Origin of the sequence: Rhodanobacter sp. DHB23, assembly GCF_014842975.1 — a bacterium.
Classification (GTDB): Bacteria; Pseudomonadota; Gammaproteobacteria; order Xanthomonadales; family Rhodanobacteraceae; genus Rhodanobacter_A.
The window spans coordinates 193,879-211,134 of record NZ_JACYXK010000023.1 but is presented as its reverse complement, the minus strand read 5'-3'; the positions used below and the strand labels follow the sequence as shown (position 1 = coordinate 211,134).

At 68.7% G+C, this 17,256-nt stretch carries 17 protein-coding genes; 10 read left to right on the top strand and 7 right to left on the bottom strand.

From position 1 onward, the window contains the following. Positions 1–8: 8 nt before the first annotated feature. The 4 genes from IHE47_RS06275 to IHE47_RS06260 all read right to left on the bottom strand — a co-directional run bounded on the left by IHE47_RS06275 (position 9) and on the right by IHE47_RS06260 (position 3,525). Positions 9–2,039, bottom strand: coding sequence for a methyl-accepting chemotaxis protein (locus IHE47_RS06275; RefSeq protein ID WP_192105012.1), 2,031 nt, complete (start codon positions 2,037–2,039; stop codon positions 9–11). A gap of 133 nt (positions 2,040–2,172) precedes the next feature. After that, positions 2,173–2,718 (bottom strand): chemotaxis protein CheW, encoded by a 546-nt coding sequence (locus IHE47_RS06270; protein ID WP_192105011.1) that lies wholly within the window; start codon positions 2,716–2,718, stop codon positions 2,173–2,175. Then, entirely contained in the window at positions 2,715–3,092 is a 378-nt protein-coding gene (locus IHE47_RS06265) for a response regulator (protein WP_192105010.1), read from the bottom strand. Before IHE47_RS06265 ends, IHE47_RS06270 begins: the two co-directional genes overlap by 4 nt. A 22-nt stretch (positions 3,093–3,114) precedes the next feature. Further along, positions 3,115–3,525 carry a response regulator gene (locus tag IHE47_RS06260; protein ID WP_192105009.1) on the bottom strand — a complete coding sequence of 137 codons (411 nt, stop codon included), beginning with the start codon at positions 3,523–3,525 and terminating at the stop codon, positions 3,115–3,117. A gap of 41 nt (positions 3,526–3,566) precedes the next feature. On the opposite strand from IHE47_RS06260, the gene IHE47_RS06255 reads away from it, so the two are divergent. From IHE47_RS06255 to IHE47_RS06225, 7 genes are all read left to right on the top strand, one after another. After that, entirely contained in the window at positions 3,567–3,734 is a 168-nt protein-coding gene (locus IHE47_RS06255; RefSeq protein ID WP_192105008.1) for a hypothetical protein, read from the top strand. Between the two features lie 139 nt (positions 3,735–3,873). Next, positions 3,874–4,836 (top strand): glutathione synthase, encoded by a 963-nt coding sequence (gene gshB / locus IHE47_RS06250; RefSeq protein WP_192105007.1) that lies wholly within the window; start codon positions 3,874–3,876, stop codon positions 4,834–4,836. Then, positions 4,833–5,693 carry an energy transducer TonB gene (locus tag IHE47_RS06245; RefSeq protein ID WP_192105006.1) on the top strand — a complete coding sequence of 287 codons (861 nt, stop codon included), beginning with the start codon at positions 4,833–4,835 and terminating at the stop codon, positions 5,691–5,693. Before gshB ends, IHE47_RS06245 begins: the two co-directional genes overlap by 4 nt. A 25-nt stretch (positions 5,694–5,718) precedes the next feature. Next, complete coding sequence (locus IHE47_RS06240; protein ID WP_192105005.1) at positions 5,719–6,288, top strand: YqgE/AlgH family protein; 570 nt, start codon at positions 5,719–5,721, stop codon at positions 6,286–6,288. Continuing rightward, complete coding sequence (gene ruvX / locus IHE47_RS06235) at positions 6,288–6,740, top strand: Holliday junction resolvase RuvX (RefSeq protein WP_192105050.1); 453 nt, start codon at positions 6,288–6,290, stop codon at positions 6,738–6,740. The genes IHE47_RS06240 and ruvX overlap by 1 nt, the downstream gene beginning before the upstream one ends. Beyond that, positions 6,737–7,663 (top strand): aspartate carbamoyltransferase catalytic subunit, encoded by a 927-nt coding sequence (locus tag IHE47_RS06230; RefSeq protein WP_192105004.1) that lies wholly within the window; start codon positions 6,737–6,739, stop codon positions 7,661–7,663. The genes ruvX and IHE47_RS06230 overlap by 4 nt, the downstream gene beginning before the upstream one ends. Before the next feature lie 223 nt (positions 7,664–7,886). Further along, on the top strand, positions 7,887–9,689 hold the full coding sequence (locus tag IHE47_RS06225; RefSeq protein ID WP_192105003.1) for a hypothetical protein: 1,803 nt from the start codon (positions 7,887–7,889) through the stop codon (positions 9,687–9,689). Positions 9,690–9,827: 138 nt separating this feature from the next. Here IHE47_RS06225 and IHE47_RS06220 read toward each other — a convergent pair whose 3' ends face one another. Both IHE47_RS06220 and IHE47_RS06215 read right to left on the bottom strand, forming a co-directional pair. Next, a complete protein-coding gene (locus tag IHE47_RS06220) occupies positions 9,828–10,994 on the bottom strand; it encodes a PilT/PilU family type 4a pilus ATPase (RefSeq protein WP_192105002.1) in 1,167 nt (388 codons plus the stop codon). 124 nt (positions 10,995–11,118) lie between these two features. After that, positions 11,119–12,156 carry a type IV pilus twitching motility protein PilT gene (locus IHE47_RS06215; protein ID WP_192105001.1) on the bottom strand — a complete coding sequence of 346 codons (1,038 nt, stop codon included), beginning with the start codon at positions 12,154–12,156 and terminating at the stop codon, positions 11,119–11,121. A gap of 262 nt (positions 12,157–12,418) precedes the next feature. Here IHE47_RS06215 and proC point away from each other — a divergent pair, with 262 nt between their 5' ends. From proC to IHE47_RS06200, 3 genes are all read left to right on the top strand, one after another. Further along, positions 12,419–13,246 carry a pyrroline-5-carboxylate reductase gene (gene proC / locus IHE47_RS06210; protein ID WP_192105000.1) on the top strand — a complete coding sequence of 276 codons (828 nt, stop codon included), beginning with the start codon at positions 12,419–12,421 and terminating at the stop codon, positions 13,244–13,246. After that, positions 13,243–13,818: a YggT family protein gene (locus IHE47_RS06205; RefSeq protein ID WP_192104999.1), complete on the top strand. Its 576-nt coding sequence runs from the start codon at positions 13,243–13,245 to the stop codon at positions 13,816–13,818. The genes proC and IHE47_RS06205 overlap by 4 nt, the downstream gene beginning before the upstream one ends. A 126-nt stretch (positions 13,819–13,944) precedes the next feature. Beyond that, on the top strand, positions 13,945–16,068 hold the full coding sequence (locus IHE47_RS06200) for a M13 family metallopeptidase (RefSeq protein ID WP_192104998.1): 2,124 nt from the start codon (positions 13,945–13,947) through the stop codon (positions 16,066–16,068). Positions 16,069–16,258: 190 nt separating this feature from the next. Here IHE47_RS06200 and IHE47_RS06195 read toward each other — a convergent pair whose 3' ends face one another. Then, complete coding sequence (locus tag IHE47_RS06195) at positions 16,259–17,197, bottom strand: hypothetical protein (RefSeq protein WP_192104997.1); 939 nt, start codon at positions 17,195–17,197, stop codon at positions 16,259–16,261. Positions 17,198–17,256: the final 59 nt, after the last annotated feature.

Here is a 17,256-nt window from a genome sequence, read left to right as displayed (position 1 = left end):
CCAATCCGTCAGCCCGGCAGCTTGAAGTGGGCCACCGAACGACGCAGGTCGCTGGCCAGCTGCGCCAGCGTACCGATCGAGTCCGCGGTACGGCTGGCACCCTGCGAGGTCTGCGAGGTGATTTCCCGGATCGCGTTCATCGATTGCGAAATGTCCGTCGCCGCCGCCGACTGCTGGCGCGCCGCGCTGGAGATGTTCTGAATCAGCGCGGACAGGTCGTGCGACACGCGCTCGATGTCGCCCAGCGCGCTGCCGGCGTCCTCCGCCTTGCGCGCGCCGGCCACCACTTCGGCGGTGGTCTGCTCCATCGAGTTCACCGCTTCGTTGGTATCGGACTGAATCGTCTGCACCAGCGTCTCGATGCGCTTGGTGGCGCTGGTGGAGCGCTCGGCCAGTCGCTGCACTTCGTCCGCCACCACCGCGAAACCGCGGCCCGCCTCGCCGGCCGAGGCCGCCTGGATCGCCGCGTTCAAGGCCAGGATGTTGGTCTGCTCGGCGATGTCGTTGATGAGTTCCACGATCGAGCCGATTTCCTGCGAGGACTCGCCCAGCCGCTTGATGCGCTTCGAGGTTTCCTGGATCTGGTCGCGGATCGAGTCCATGCCGGAGATCGTCTCGCGCACCACCTCGGCGCCGTGCGAGGCGATCTGCACCGAGCGCTCGGCCACGTCGGCCGACTCGGCGGAGTTCTTCGACACGTGGTCCATCGAGTTGGCGATCTCGTTGATCGCGCTGGTCGCGGTGCTGATCTGCTGCGCCTGCTGCTCGGCCGAGGCGGCCAGGTGGCGGGCGGTGGTCTGCGTTTCCTGCGCCGACGAGGAAACCTGCTCGGAGGTCTCGTTGATCGTGGTCACCAGGGTGCGCAGCTCGTCGATGGCGTAGTTCACCGAGTCGGCGATCGCGCCGGTGATCTCCTCGGTCACCGTGGTCTTCACCGTCAGGTCGCCTTCGGCCAGCGCGCCCATCTCGTCCAGCAGGCGCATGATCGCCTCCTGGTTGCGCTGGTTGAGCGAGGTGGATTCGGCGAAGCGGCGGCGCTGGTCGCGCACCAGGCTGACCACCAGCAACAGGGCGAACGCCACCGCGCCGATCGCGGCGAGCAGGCCCCACCACACGTTCGGGAACAGGCGGCGCAGCGGCAGCTTGCCGACCTGCTCGGCCAGGTCGTTCGCGCGCAGCAGCACCGACTGCGAGTCCAGCGAGGCCTGGGTACCGGCCTGCTTCACCGCGGCGAGGTTGCCGGAGGCGGACACCAGCTTGGCCAGCGGGTCGGCCAGCTTGCCCCAGTTGCCCTGCATGTCGGTGAGGATCTTGCGCGCGTTGGCGTCGCCGATCGGCTTCACGCCGCTGTTGGCGTTGTTCTCGGTCAGCGCCTGCAGCACGATGCCGTACTGCTGCGCGTCGCGCTGCAGGCCGTCGGCGGCGGCCTGGGCGTTGTCGCCGCCCTGCAGCACTTCCTGCACGCGGCGGATGATGCGGTCGGCCGACAGCATCTGGCGCGAGGTGCCCAGCATCTGGTCGGCGCTGCCGTTGCGCTGCTGCAGGATGGTGACCACCTGCTCCATGCTGGAATTGAGCAGCGGCATCTGCTGCGACACGGTGCCCGCGTCCTGGCCGGATTCGAGCACCACGGCCTTGTTCGAGAGGATCTTGCCGATGTCGCCGTCCAGCTGCTTCCAGGCGCCGTCCAGCGCGCTGTAGGCGCGGCCGACCAGCGAGGCGTTGTTGTCGGCATAGGCGTGCATGCCGGTGGTCGCGTCGCCCTTGCCCAGCTTGCGCACGGCCGAGTCGATCGCGTTGCGGGTGCTTTCCAGCTCCTTGAACGAATCGGCGTTGCCGTCGGACGACTCCAGCGCGAACTTCGCGGTCTGCTGCGACAGCACCTGGATCTGCGTGGTCAGCGCGACGGCCTGCCGGTCCTCGCCGTTCTTCACGTTGAGCTGCCAGAAATCCAGCGCCGCGAAGCCGATCGCGACCAGCAACATGACAATGAGCGCGGTATTCCCCCGCTCCTTGCCTACGCCCCCAGTAGTGCTCATGTTCACCTCGTCCGTCTACTTCGCCGGATCGGCCCCGCCCCCTCGGGCGGCAACGGATCCTTGGTCTGCCATCTTGGAATTGCCGGCCCCTCGCGGCGCCGGACCTGCCCTTGCCGTTTGCAACCGCCCCGGCTCAGGCTGCGGCCTGGCGGAAATCCGGGGCGCGCACCAGCTTGCCCATGCTGAATATCGCCATCTGCTGCCCGCCCTCGCCCACCAGCTGCTCGGCGAAGCGGGACAACCGCGGGTCGTCCTCCTGCTCCGCCGTGCGCCGCTGCTCCTCATCCACGGTGCGCTGGCCGAACACCTCGTCCACCAGCAGGGCCACGCTGCCGCCGCCCTGGCGCACCACCAGCAGGCGCGCGCGATCGGTCTGCGGGGTGCGTTCGTCGAACAGGAATCGGCCGAAATCCACCACCGGCATCAGGTTGCCGCGCACGTTGGCCACGCCGAGCAGCCAGGGCTGCGTGCGCGGCACCGTGGTGAGCGGCGGCATCGCCAGCAGCTCGTTGATCTCGCCGATCTCGCTGACCAGGGTGCGCTGCCCCACGCGGTAGCCGATGCCGCGCCACAGGCCGGGCGCGTCCATTCGCTCGCGGGTGTCGGAGGCGTGCGCCAGCGACAACCGCTCGTAGCGGGCCAGGATCTCGAAGGGGGTGGGGCCGGACGGTGCGTTCATGCCGCGCTCGCGCTGGACAGCAACTGGTTGATGCAGGCGAGCAGCTCGCCCTCGTTCACCGGCTTGGTGATGAAGGCCCGCGCGCCCTGGCGCAGGCCCCACACGCGGTCGGTTTCCATCGCCTTGGTGGTGATCATCACGATCGGCACCCCGGACGTGAGCGGATCGCGGGTGAGCGTGCGCGTGGCCTGGAAGCCGTTCATGCCGGGCATGATGACGTCCATGATGACCAGCGCCGGCGGCGCACTGCGCACGCGCTCGATGCCTTCCTCGGCGTTGCCGACCGAGGCCACCTGATGGCCCGCGCGCTCGAGCAGCATGGTGAGCACGCGCACGTCGGTCGGCGAGTCGTCGATGATGAGAATATTGGCCACGGTTCCCCCTGAGAATCCGCAGTCAGCGACCGGCCGCGACGCCGACGTGCTGCTGGATGGCACCCAGCAACTCGTCGCGCGTGAACGGCTTGGTGAGGTACTGCTCGGCGCCCACGACACGGCCGCGTGCCTTGTCGAACAGGCCGTCCTTGGAGCTGAGCATGATCACCGGCGTGGCGCGGAACTGCGGGTTGTTCTTGATCAGCGCGCAGGTCTGGTAGCCATCCAGCCTCGGCATCATGATGTCGACGAAGATGATGGCGGGCTTCTGGTCGGCGATCTTGGCCAGCGCCTCGAAGCCGTCCACCGCGGTCAGCACGTCGCAGCCTTCCTTCTTCAGCAGGGTCTCTGCCGTGCGACGGATGGTCTTGGAATCGTCGATCACCATGACCCGCAGGCCGGCCAGACCATTCGCGTTCGCGTTCAGATTCATTTCTCCCCCTGTCGCCCGACACCGGACTCAGGACAACCAGCATGGCAGGCAACAAGCATGCCGCTGGCGCACATGACAAAACAACACTGGATATTGCGGTCCGCGACCCCGCTCTGCGGCGGGATGCACAGGATTCGTTGTTTACTGCCTGCCTGCCATTGCGTCAAGCAACATTCGCATCGTCAAGCATCCGTCGGCGCGCAATGTGACCCCTGCCGGCCAAGTCGGACCTCCAGCGGCATGTCGCATGTCGGAGGCAGGCGCGCTTGTGGCAACCAGCCGCGTGGGCGAACATCGGCGACCTGTCGCCGGCACCCGCGGCGCAAAAACCTTCTGCGGAGAATCACGATGCCACTTTCGGTCGCCGTGCTGATGGACCCCATTGGCGCGATCAAGCCGGCCAAGGACACCACCCTGGCCATGCTGCTGGAGGCGCAGCGCCGCGGCCATGCCCTGCTCTACATGGAACAGGGCGACCTGGCGCTGCGCGACGGCGCGCCCTGGGCGCGGCTGCGCCCGCTGGCCGTGCGCGACGACAAGCGCGACTGGTCCTCCCTCGGCGAAGCGCAATGGCGCGACCTGCGCGAACTGGACGTGGTGCTGATGCGCAAGGATCCGCCGGTCGACGCCCAGTTCGTCTACGACACCATGGTGCTGGAAGCGGCCCAGCGCGGCGGCGTGAACGTGGTGAACGACCCGCGGGCGCTGCGCGACTGCAACGAGAAGCTGTTCGCGCTGCAGTTCCCGCAGTGCATCGCGCCTACCCTGGTCAGCCGCGACGCCGGCGAACTGCGCCGTTTCGTGGCCGAATGCGGCGAGGCAGTGCTGAAGCCGCTGGACGGCATGGGCGGGCGCGGCATCTTCAAGGTCAGGGCCGGCGACAGCAACCTCAACTCCATGCTGGAAACCCTGCTGGCCGGTGGCCCGCACGGCGAGGGACGGCAGTTCGCCATCGCGCAGAAATTCATCCCGGCGATCAGCGCGGGCGACAAGCGCATCCTGCTGGTCGACGGCGAACCGGTGCCGTACGCGCTGGCGCGCATCCCGCAGGGCGACGAGTTCCGTGGCAACCTCGCCGCCGGCGGCCGCGGCGAGGGCGTGGCGCTGAGCGAGCGCGACCGCTGGATCGTCGCCCAGGTGGCACCGGAACTGCGCCGGCGCGGCCTGCGCTTCGTGGGCCTGGACGTGATCGGCGACTACCTCACCGAGATCAACGTCACATCGCCGACCTGCGTGCGCGAGCTGGATGCGCAGTTCGGCCTTAATATCGCAGGCCTGCTGTTCGACGCCATCGAGAACGCCGCTTCGTGAGTCCTGCCGCCGCACGCCCCGGTGCCGATCCCATCGGCGCCACCCTGCTGTTCTCGCTGTTGCTGCACGGCGTGCTGCTGCTGGGTATCACCTTCCATTTCGCCAGGACCGCCCCCGGCCTGCCCACGCTGGACGTCACCCTGGTCAACGTGGCCAACCGCGAGGCGCCGGACCAGGCCGACTTCCTGGCCCAGGCGAACAACCGCGGCGGCGGCCAGAGCGATCAGGCCGCGCGACCGTCGCAACCGGTTTCCGGCGCCCTGCCCAAGCCGCTGCCGGGCACGGCCATGCAGACGCTCGATGCCGCCGCGCCGCAACCGCGCGAAGCCACTCCGCAGCGCATGGTGACCACCAGCGGGCAAAGCGATTTCAGCGTGGCCAGCGACACCGCCCGCACCGAAGTGCCGCCGCAGGACGTCCCCAACGCCGAAGACCTGCGCCGCCAGCAGGAAATGGCCCAGCTCGCCGCCGAACTGCACGACCAGACCAAGGCCTACGCCAAGCGGCCGCGCAAGAAATACATCTCGGCCAGCACCAGGGAATACCTCTACGCCGCCTACATGCGCGGCTGGTCCGACCGCGTCGAGCGGGTGGGCAACCTCAATTACCCGGAGGAAGCGCGCCGGCGCGAACTGCACGGCGACCTGCTGCTCACCGTGGGCATCAACCGCGACGGCAGCATCCGCAGCATCGACGTGATCCAGAGCTCCGGCCAGCCGTTGCTGGACGCCGCCGCCAGGCGCATCGTGCAACTGGCCGCGCCGTTCCCGCCGCTGCCGGCCGAGGCGAAGGTGGACCAGCTCTACATCACCCGCACCTGGCAGTTCCAGCCCGGCAACGTGCTGCGGAGCAAGTGACGCGGCGCCGGCTTACAATGCGCGCATGAGCCGCACCGAACCCCCGACTCTCACCGGCCACTTCCTGATCGCCATGCCCGGACTGGCCGAGCCGCCGTTCTCGCGCGGCGTGGCCCTGCTCTGCCAGCACAGCGAGGAAGGCGCGGTGGGCCTGCTGGTGAACCAGCTGTCGCACTACCGCTTCGGCGACGTGCTGGCGCAGATGAAGCTGGAATGCAACGACCCCGAGCTGGTCGACGCACCGGTGCTGATCGGCGGCCCGGTGCAGCAGGAACGCGGCTTCGTGCTGCACCGCGAACCCGGCCACTGGGAGTCGAGCTACCGCATCAACACGCAGTGGTCGGTGACCACCTCGCGCGACATCCTGGTGGCGATGGCCGCGGGCGAGGGCCCGCGCCAGGCGATCATGGCGCTGGGCTACGCGGGCTGGGACGCCGGCCAGCTGGAACAGGAGCTGATGGCCAACGCCTGGCTCACCGTGGAGGCCAGCGAGCGCGTGGTCTTCGACACCCCGCTGGAGGAGCGCTGGAGCGCCGCCGCCGGCCTGGTCGGCGTCGACCCGCTGCAGCTCGCCGGCTACGCGGGCCACGCATGATGAGTTGCGCCTTCGGCTTCGACGTCGGCAGCAAGCTGATCGGCGTCGCCGTGGGCAACCGCGTCACCGCCAGCGCCCGCGCGCTCGGCATCGTGGCGGTGCGCGACGGCTCGCCCGACTGGTCCGCACTCGATGCCCTGCGTACGCAATGGCTGCCCGACACCCTGGTGGTGGGCCTGCCGCTCACGCTGGCCGGCGAGGAACAGCCTGCCAGCAAGCGTGCCCGCCGTTTCGCCGAACAGCTCCGGAACCGCTACGGCACCGCCGTGGCGCTGGTCGACGAACGCCACAGCTCGCAGGAAGCCGCGCACCGTTTCGCCGGCGCACGCGCCGCCGGCCTCAGGCGCCGCCGCGACGCCGCCGCCATCGATGCCGAAGCCGCCGCCGTGATCCTCGAACGCTGGCTTGCCAACCCATCTCCCGACTCTCCCGCCCAAGCATCCCCGCCATGAGCCCACGCCTGCGCCACCTCACCACGCTGGAACACCTGCCGCGCGCCAGCATCGAGCGCCTGCTCGACCGCGCCATCGCCCTGCGCGACGCCTGCGCGCACGGCACCCGCAAGCTGGACACGCTGGCCGGGCGCACCGTGCTCAACCTGTTCTTCGAGCCGTCCACGCGCACGCGCACCTCGTTCGAACTGGCCGCGCGCCGGCTCGGCGCCGACGTGGTGAACTTCGACATCGGTTTCTCCTCCACCACCAAGGGCGAGGCGCTGTACGACACCCTGCACACGCTGGAGGCGATGCACCTCGACGCGATCATCGTGCGCCACAAGGTGTCCGGCACGCCGGACGAACTGGTGCGCCACGCGATGAGCGGCGTGTCGGTGATCAACGCCGGCGACGGCAACCGCGCCCATCCCACCCAGGGCCTGCTCGACGCGCTGACCATCCGCCAGCACCGGCCGGATTTCGAGAACCTCGTGGTGACGATCTGCGGCGACATCCGCCACTCGCGCGTGGCGCGCTCCGACGTGCACGCGCTGGCCGCACTGGGCGTGGGCGAGATCCGCCTGTGCGGCCCGGCTGCGCTGCTGCCGGAAGCCGACGAGTTCCCGCAGTGCCGCCTCACCGAGGATTTCGACGGCGCCATCGCCGGTGCCGACGTGGCGATCATGCTGCGCCTGCAGAAGGAGCGCATGGCGGCCACCGAACTGCCCGACGAAGCCGCCTACTTCCGCCGCTACGGCCTCGACGCGCGCCGCCTGGCCCTGGCCGCCAAGGGCTGCCTGGTGATGCACCCCGGCCCGCTCAACCGCGGCATCGAGATCGCCGACGAGGTGGCCGACGGCGCGCAGTCGCGCATCCTCGAACAGGTGGCCAACGGCGTGTTCGTGCGCATGGCCGTGCTGGGCGAGCTGCTGGCGCGCTGAGCCTCCGCGCACCGGAGTCCGCCCGCCCCCACCGGGTGCCGCCTGCGTGCAGGCCGGGGGAAGCGAAGGGACGGGCGCCGGTTCGCGACCGGGCCACCGCACCGGGGCACGGGCAAGCGCCTCAGCCCCTGCGGACTGCCGCCTGACGGCCGCCATCTTGCATCGCAACAAGCACGCAAACGGGCATAATGCCCGCAACGGCTTTCACCACCTGGGGAACACCATGCAATCGAGGACGCGCTTCATCGCGCTGGGTCTGGCCTGTGTCGCGCTGGCGGCCTGCTCGCACAAGGACAAGAACGCACCGCTGGCCTTCGTGCCCGCTGACACGCCCTACGTGGCCGCCAACCTGGCCGTGCTGGACGACGACACGCGCAACGCGCTGCTCGCCCAGGCCGACCTGCAGCTGCCGTCGCAGATCGCGCAGATGCAGGCCTACGCCACCCGCCTGCAGGCCAACGATCCCGATGCCGCGCGCCTGGTGCAGGCCTTCGTCGCCGAGTACAAGGACAACAAGACGGTGGAGGGCTTCGCCCAGTCCACCGGCTTCGACCTCAAGGGCCGCTTCGCGCTGTACGGCGAAGGCATGGCGCCCGTGCTGCGCGTCGAGCTGAGCGACCCCGCTGCCTTCGAAAGCTTCGTGGGCCGGCTGGAAACCGCCTATGGCAAGAAGCTCGACACCGCCACCCTCGGCACGCAGACCTACCGCCAGCACGTGTTCGCCGCCTCCGGCAGCGAACTGGTGCTGGCCGTGGTCGGCAAGCAGATGGTGGCCGCCCTGCTCCCGGCCGACGTCGCCACGCCGCTGCTGCGCCAGACGCTGGGCCTCGATCGCCCGGCGAAGAGCCTGCAGGACGACGGTCGCCTCGACGCGCTGGCCAAGGACAAGGGCTACGCCAAGTGGCTGGTGGGCCAGCTCGACCTCACCCGCGCCTTGCCGCTGGTGCTCACCGGTTCCGACCCGCTGGTCGCCGCGGTGGAGAAGGCCCGTGCCAGCGCCGAATCGACCCAGACCGGCGAACCGCTGGCGAACCTGCTGAAGAGCTCGCCCGACTGCGCCCCCGAGGCCAGCCGCATCGCCGCGCGCGCGCCATCGATGAGCTTCGGCTACACGCGGCTGGATGCCACGCACCAGGACGGGCGCTTCGACCTGGCGCTGGCCGACGACATCGCCAAAGCCTTCAGCGGCCTCAAGGTGGAGCTGCCCGGGCTGGGCAGCGGCGCCAGCACCGCACCGTTCGATTTCAGCCTCGCCATGCCGGTGGCGGCCCTGCGCACGTTCTGGTCGGCGCAGTCGGAAGCAGTGGCGGCCAAGCCGTTCGCCTGCCCGATGCTCGCCGACCTCAACGACAGCTTCGCCAAGCTGGGCGAGGCGCTGCCGAAGACGGCCATCCCGCCGTTCGGCAACCTGCTCGGCCTGCGCATCGCGCTGGACACCTTCGGCAACGACAGCACCAGCAGCCTGCCCGATTTCACCGGCCGCATCGTGCTGGGCACCACCGATCCCGCCGGCCTGCTCGCCACCGGCCAGATGATGGTGCCCGCGCTGGCCACGGTGAAAGCCGCCGCCAACGCCACGCCGGTGGCGCTGCCGAAGGACGTGACCGGCATGCTCGGCCAGCCGGGCTGGCTGGCCAGCGGCGACAAGGCGCTCGCGCTGGGCATCGGCGCCGGCGAGGACGCCAAGCTGGCCGGCACCCTGCACGATGCCTCGGGCGAACCCGGCCAGATGGCGCGCATGCACCTCTCCGGCGCGATGTACCTGGACTGGCTGAAGTTCATGGAGAAAAAGTCCGACAGCCTCGCCGCCGCGGCCGCCGAGATGAGCAAGAGCGACGAGCCCGCGGTCGCCGGCGAACCGTCGCCGGCCGACGAGGCCGCGCAGGCCGCCGCCGACGCGGCCCGCAGCAAGGCGCAGTTCGCCGTGATGGAAGCGCAGGCGCAACGCGTGGACAGCATCGACGCCGAGATGCACGTGACCGACAGCGGCCTCGTCGTCACCAGCCACACCACGCTCAAGCAGTGAAAGAAAGAAGGCGCCCGATGGGCGCCTTCTTCGTTCCTGTGCGTCTGTAGGAGCGCCCCCTGTGCGCGATTGCCTTTCGCTTCGATCGGAGCACAAGGCAATCGCGCACAGGGTGCGCTTCTACATCGGAGGCATGGTTCAACGCTGCAGCAGGCCGCCGCCGAAGCTGTCGCCGCCGCGGGGCTGTTCCACCTCCACGCCGTCCAGGCCCTGCGACAGCGTGTGCGCGTCGCCGCCCTGCGCCAGCTTGATGCGCAGGCGCACCTCGTTCGAGCTGTCGGCGTGGCGCAGCGCGTCCTCGTAGCTGATCTCGCCGGCGTGGTAGAGCTCGACCAGGCTCTGGTCGAAGGTCTTCATGCCGAGCAGGGTGGACTCCTTCATCACTTCCTTGAGCTTGTGGATCTCGCCCTGGCGGATGTAGTCCTGCACCAGCGGCGTGCCCAGCAGCACCTCCACCGCCACGCGGCGCGCCTTGCCGTCCGGCGTGGGGATCAGCTGCTGCGCCACCACGCCCTTGAGGTTCAGCGACAGGTCCATGAACAGCTGCTGGCGGCGATCCTCGGGGAAGAAATGCAGGATGCGGTCCATCGCCTGGTTGGCGTTGTTCGCGTGCAGCGTGCACAGGCAGAGGTGGCCGGTCTCGGAGAAGTTGATCGCGTGCTCCATCGTCTCGCGCGTGCGCACCTCGCCAATCATGATGACGTCGGGCGCCTGGCGCAGGGTGTTCTTCAGCGCGTTCTCCCAGCTGTCGGTGTCGATGCCGATCTCGCGCTGGGTGATGATGCAGCCCTCGTGCTTGTGCACGTATTCGATCGGGTCTTCGATGGTGATGATGTGGCCGGTCGAATTGGCGTTGCGGTAGCCGATCATCGACGCCAGCGAGGTCGATTTGCCGGTGCCGGTGCCGCCCACGAAGATGATGATGCCGCGCTTGGTCATCGCCAGCTGCTTGATCACCGGCGGCAGGGTCAGCTCCTCGATGGTGGGGATCTTCGACTCGATCCGGCGCAGCACCATGCCCACGCAGTTGCGCTGGTAGAAGCAGGACACGCGGAAGCGGCCCACGCCCTGCGCGGAGATCGCGAACTGGCACTCGTGGGTCTTCTCGAACTCCTCGCGCTGCGAGGGCGTCATCACGTTGAGCACCATGTCGCGCGACTGCTGCATGGACAGCGGGCTCTGCGTGATCGGCACGATGCGGCCCTGCACCTTCATCGACGGCGCCACGCCGGCGGTGATGAACAGGTCGGAGGCCTGCTTGTGCACCATCAGCTTGAGGAAGGAGGTGAAGTCGAAGTCGCTCATGGCTTTTGTCCGGGATTCGGGATTCTGGATTGGGGATTCGGCGGAAGCAGCCAGCCTGACACCCAAGGGATTCGTGGAGCGGAAGGCTTTCCGAATCCCGCCTCCCGAATCCCGAATCCCGGCTTCACTTGAACAGGTCCTTGTTCTTGGCGTAGCTGCCCGCCTCGTCGCGCGACACCAGGCCGCGCTTGACCAGGTCCTGCAGGCACTGGTCCAGGGTCTGCATGCCGAACTGCTGGCCGGTCTGGATCGCCGAGTACATCTGCGCCACCTTGTCCTCGCGGATCAGGTTGCGGATGGCCGGCACCGCGACCATGATCTCGTGCGCCGCGATGCGGCCGCCGCCGGTCTTCTTCAGCAGCGACTGCGAGATCACCGCGCGCAGCGATTCGGACAGCATCGAGCGCACCATCGGCTTCTCGCCGGCGGGGAACACGTCGATGATGCGGTCGATGGTCTTGGCCGCCGAGCTGGTATGCACGGTGGCGAACACCAGGTGGCCGGTTTCCGCGGCGGTGAGCGCGAGGCGGATCGTCTCCAGGTCGCGCAACTCGCCGACCAGGATGTAGTCCGGGTCCTCGCGCAGCGCCGAGCGCAGCGCCTCGTTGAAGCCGTGCGTGTCGCGGTGCACCTCGCGCTGGTTGACCAGGCATTTCTGCGAGGTATGCACGAACTCGATCGGGTCCTCGATCGTGAGCATGTGCCCGTATTCATTCTTGTTGATGTGGTCGACCATCGCCGCCAGCGTGGTCGACTTGCCCGAACCGGTGGGACCGGTCACCAGGATCAGGCCCTGCGGCTGCTCGATCAGTTCCTTGAACACGCGCGGCGCGCCCAGGTCCTCCAGCGTGAGCACCTCGGAGGGAATGGTGCGGAACACCGCGCCGGAGCCGCGGTTCTGGGTGAACGCATTGACGCGGAAGCGCGCCAGGCCCGGGATCTCGAACGAGAAGTCGGTCTCCAGGAATTCCTCGTAGTCGCGCCGCTGCTTGTCCGACATGATGTCGTACACCAGCGAGTGCACCTGCTTGTGCTCCAGCGCGGGAATGTTGATGCGGCGCACGTCGCCATCGACGCGGATCATCGGCGGCAGGCCGGCGGACAGGTGCAGGTCCGAAGCCTTGTTCTTCACCGAGAAGGCAAGCAGTTCGGCGATATCCATCTGTGGTTCCCCTCGACCAGTCGTCGGATGCTGTGGCAATGGCTGCAGCGAAGGGACGATGTGCGGATGCGGCGCACCATCGATGCGCGGACACGCCCCGGCCACCCGACTCCCCCTGCAACGAGCCGATACTACTCGCGGCACGGGGCGAACGGCCAGCCTCCGCCGCGGTTTGCGCACCGCGTCACCGAAACCGCGGCGACGCAGGACGACGCCCACTCCGGTAAGGTATGCGGCCACTCCCCGCTACCCTGGTGCTTTCATGACACGCATTGCCTTCGTCGGCGGCGGCAACATGGCGCGCAGTCTGATCGGCGGCCTGCTCGCCACCGGCCTGGCGCCCGCCGACATCCGGGTGTCCGAACCGCTGGCCGAGACGCGCGACCGGCTGGGCCACGACTTCGGCATCGCCACCTTCGCCGAGAACCGGCTGGCCGTGGCCGACGCCGACGTGATCGTGCTGGCGGTGAAGCCGCAGGCCATGCCCAAGGTGCAGGCCGAGTTGCGCATGGCCATGCAGGACCGGCGACCGCTGCTCATCTCGATCGCCGCCGGCGTGCGGCTGGACCAGCTCGAACGCTGGCTGGGCAGGCTGCCCATCGTGCGCTGCATGCCGAACACCCCCGCGCTGATCGGCGCCGGCGCCACCGGCCTGTGCGCCAACGACCGCGTCAGCCCCGCGCAGAAGGCGCAGGCGCAGCACATCATGGACGCCGCCGGCCTCACCCGCTGGATCGCCGACGAGGCGCTGATGGACACCGTCACCGCGCTCTCCGGCTCCGGCCCGGCCTATTTCTTCGCCCTGGTCGAGGCGCTGGAGGACGCCGCCGTGGCGCAGGGCCTGCCGCGCGACACCGCCCGCGCGCTGGCCGCGCAGACCTGCCTGGGCGCTGGCCGCATGCTGGTGGAAAGCGGCGAGGATCCCGCCGAGCTGCGCCGCCGCGTCACCTCGCCCAACGGCACCACGCAGGCCGCGCTGGAAAGCTTCGCCGCCGACGGCCTGCCGCGCATCACCGCCCGCGCCGTCGCCGCCGCCACCCGCCGCGGCACGGAACTGGCTGACGCCCTCGACAAGGAACCGCACTCGTGAGCTACCTGCTCAATGCCATCGCCCTGCTGGTCGAACTGGCCTTCGACGCCGTCGCCACGCTGTTCCTGCTGCGGCTCGCCGCCGAAGCCTGCCGCGCCGACTTCCACAACCCGCTCAGCCAGTTCATCTACCGCACCACCAACCCGGTGCTGGCGCCGCTGCGCCGCGCGCTGCCGAACTGGCGCCGCATCAACCTCGCCGCCCTGCTGGTGGCGTGGCTGGCGATGCTGCTGAAGCGCTTCGTGCTGCTGGTGCTGGTGGGGCTGCTGCCGCATCCGCTCGGCCTGGTCGTGCTGTCGCTGGCCGAGCTGCTGGACTATGCCCTGCTGTTCTACCTGGTGCTGGTGTTCGGCTGGTCGCTGATGAGCATGTTCGCGCCCGACCCCTACCACCCGCTGCAGCGCCTGCTGGGCACCATCGTCGATCCCCTGCTGCGGCCGCTGCGCGGCAGGCTGCAGGTGGGCATGATCGACTTTTCGCCGACGGTGGTGATCGTCGCCCTGCTGCTGGCGAGGATGCTGGTGGCGCAGCCGTTGCTCGATCTCGGCACGCGGCTGGCGGTGATCGGCTGATTCCCGGCGGCCGGACCTCCGGCTGCGGCCGCCCGGTCGAGCCACGTCGAAAGTCATGCCTCCCGCGCGGGTCCGGCCACGCCCCGATCCGCTAGCATGCGCCGACATTCTTCCGGAGTCCTGCGCATGAAAGCGAACCCACGCCGCCTGTCCTGCTGCCTGCTGGCCGCAGCCGTGGCGATCGCCCTCGGCGGCTGCAACAACGCGCCGCCGCAGGCAGCGGGCACCGCCGCGCCTGCAGCCAGCACCGCCCCGGCCCGCGCCGCGACGGCGGCGGTTCCCGCGGCGAAGGCGGACGTGGTTGCCGCGAACGTCGATACCTCGGTGAACCCCGGCGACGATTTCTTCAGCTATGCGAACGGCGCGTGGCTCAAGCACAACCCCATCCCCGCCTCCGAAGCCACCTGGGGCATCGGCAAGCTGGTGCAGGAGGACCTGTACGGCAAGCTGCGCAAGATCAGCGAGGATGCCGCCGCGAAGAAGGACGCCGCGCCAGGCAGCGACGAGCAGAAGATCGGCGACTTCTGGAGCACGGCGATGGACGGCGACCTGGCCGAGCGCCAGGGCCTGGCGCCGCTGAAACCGGAGCTCGACCGCATAGCCTCCATCAAGGACGTGCCCGGCGCGCTCGACGAGGCCTTCGCGCTGCAGCCGCTGGGCGTCCGCGGGTTCTTCGACTTCGGCGTGCAGCAGGACGAGAAGCAGAGCGACGTGATGGCGGTCTACCTCGAGCAGGGCGGACTGGGCCTGCCCGAGCGCGACTACTACTTCAACACCGAGCCCGGCGTGGCCAAGGCGCGCGCGGCCTACGTCGTGCACCTGCGCAACATGTTCAGGCTGCTGGGCGAGGACGATGCCGCGGCGGGCGCCAGCGCCGGCCAGGTGATGGCCTTCGAGACCGCGCTGGCCAAGGTGTCGCGGCCGCTGGCCGACCTGCGCGATCCGCAGAAGAACTACAACAAGATGTCGCCCGCCGAGCTCACCCGCCAGTACACGCCGGGCATCGCGTGGAACCGGCAGCTGCAGGCGTGGAAGCTGGACCCGTCCTACGTGATCGTCGGCCAGCCCGAGTTCTTCGGCGGACTGCAGAAGCTGCTCGCGCAGACGCCGGTACCGGTGCTGCGCGACTACCTGCGCGTGCACCTCGTCGACGACTACGCCGCGACCCTCAGCAAGCCATTCGACGACGAGCACTTCGACTTCTACGGCCGCGTGCTAACCGGCCAGCAGGAACAGCAGCCCCGCTGGAAGCGCGCGCTGCGCGCGGAGAACCGCGCCATCGGCATGATCCTCGGCCGCATCTTCGTGCAGGACTATTTTCCCGCGAAGGCCAAGCAGCGCTACAACGACCTGGTCGAGGCCATCCGCACCGCCTACGGCGAGCGCATCGACAGGCTGGACTGGATGAGCGCCGCCACCAAGGCCAAGGCGCACGAGAAGCTGGCCGCGGTGACCAAGAAGGTGGGCTACCCGGACAAGTGGAAGGACTACTCCACCCTGCAGGTCGGCCGCGATTCGTGGGCGCAGAACGAGATGAACGCGCGGCGCTGGGCCTTCGACGACGAAGTGTCGAAGTTCGGCAAGCCGGTCGACCGCAGCGAATGGGACATGACGCCGCAGACCTACAACGCCTACTACAACCCGTCGAACAACGAGATCGTGCTGCCGGCCGCGCAGTTCATGATCCCCGGCTTCCAGGACGACCAGATCGACGACGCCGTGGTGTACGGCTACGCCGCCGCCTCGACCATCGGCCACGAGATCACCCACGGCTTCGACGACCAGGGCCGCCAGTTCGACGCCAAGGGCAACCTCGCCGACTGGTGGACGAAGGACGACGCGAAGAACTTCAACCAGCGCGCCGCCGTGCTGGCGAAGCAGTTCGACGCCTACGAGCCGCTGCCCGGCCTGCACATCAACGGCAGCGCCAGCCTCGGCGAGAACATGGCCGACCTGGGCGGCCTGCTGATCGGGCTCGACGCGTTCAAGAAGACCGCGCAATACAAGGACGGCGGGAAGATCGCCGGCTACACGCCGCTGCAGCGCTTCTTCCTCGGCTACGCGCTGGGATGGATCTTCGAGGAGCGCGACGCCATGCTGCGCCAGTCCCTGCTCAGCGACGTGCACGCCCCGGCGAAGTGGCGCGTGAACGGGCCGCTATCGAACATCCCCGATTTCTACCAGGCGTTCGACGTCAAGCCTGGCCAGCCGATGTGGCGCGACGCGAAGGACCGCGTGCAGGTCTGGTGATCGGCTTCAAAGCCCCTCTCCCTCCGGGAGAGGGGTTGGGGCGAGGGTTCGGTCAAGGCGCGCTACTGACGTCTCGCGCAAATCACCAACATCTCGCTCCGCCCGAACCCTCACCCGCCTCTCGGCACCCTCTCCCGGAGGGAGAGGGATTCACTTGGTGAGTACATCGCAAATTGCTCCGCGTATCGACTCACTGTGTACGCGCATTTGAACTGCCATCAACTCTCGGCTCCGGTACGGATGGCGTGAAAACCGCGAAGTCGAAAATCTCCGCCGCGAGCCCCTTGGGTGCGTCATCCAATGGCTCGATCCGCACATTCGCGAACGGCGCCCCGGGGGGAGCGTTGAACATGTGCGGGCCGCATCCCTGGCCGGGCTGGCAATTCCATGCGCTTCCCGCATCCGCCTGCACTTCGACGTAGAGCGGACGATCGTCCATCACCTGCTGGAGCACGGATGGCTGCGGGTGGCCCGCGAGCACGGCATAGCGCGAATGGACCCTGCCCATGTAGGCGACGACAAGCGCATTTTTCGGAGCGGTGGCCAATGCAGTCTCGAGCGCCTTCGCCATGCCGTTCTCTTTCCAGGCCAACTGGTCCGATTGCAGATCCGCCGGCCTGGTGGGGACGTCGGGCTCCATCAGGAAGACATCGACATCCCGCCCGCTCTTGCGCAACACGCGAACGGCTTCGACGAGATCGACCATCGCCCTGCTGCCACGACCGTCTGGCACGGCTTTCCAATACCCCATGCGCAGCATCGCCTTGCGGTCATCCGGCGACCCTCGCGACGCGAGATATGCCGCCACGTAGTCCTGCATCCAGGCAGGCCATTCCAGGCCAACGCGGACGGGACGGTCTTTCGATGCCGCCTGCACCAGTTCAGCGACGAGCGCAGGGGTCTCCGTGGTGCCATGTATTTCGCCAACGACGAGGAGCCGCCGATCAGCGGACTGGCGCTCAAGCTGCCGGACGGCGGCGTTCATCGTCATGGCGCCGGCAGGCGCCGGAGCCGCTGCTTGGTCACGGGCGGCACTGGATGCGGCACTCCTGGCGTCTGCCTGGCTTGCACCCAGCATCAGCAGGAACGTCACGAACAACGCCTGCTTCCAGCACTCGATCGAACGCATCTTTGGCTTCTCCCGGATCAGTTGAATGGCCGCTGGATGACCAGCTTCGCCATTGTGAA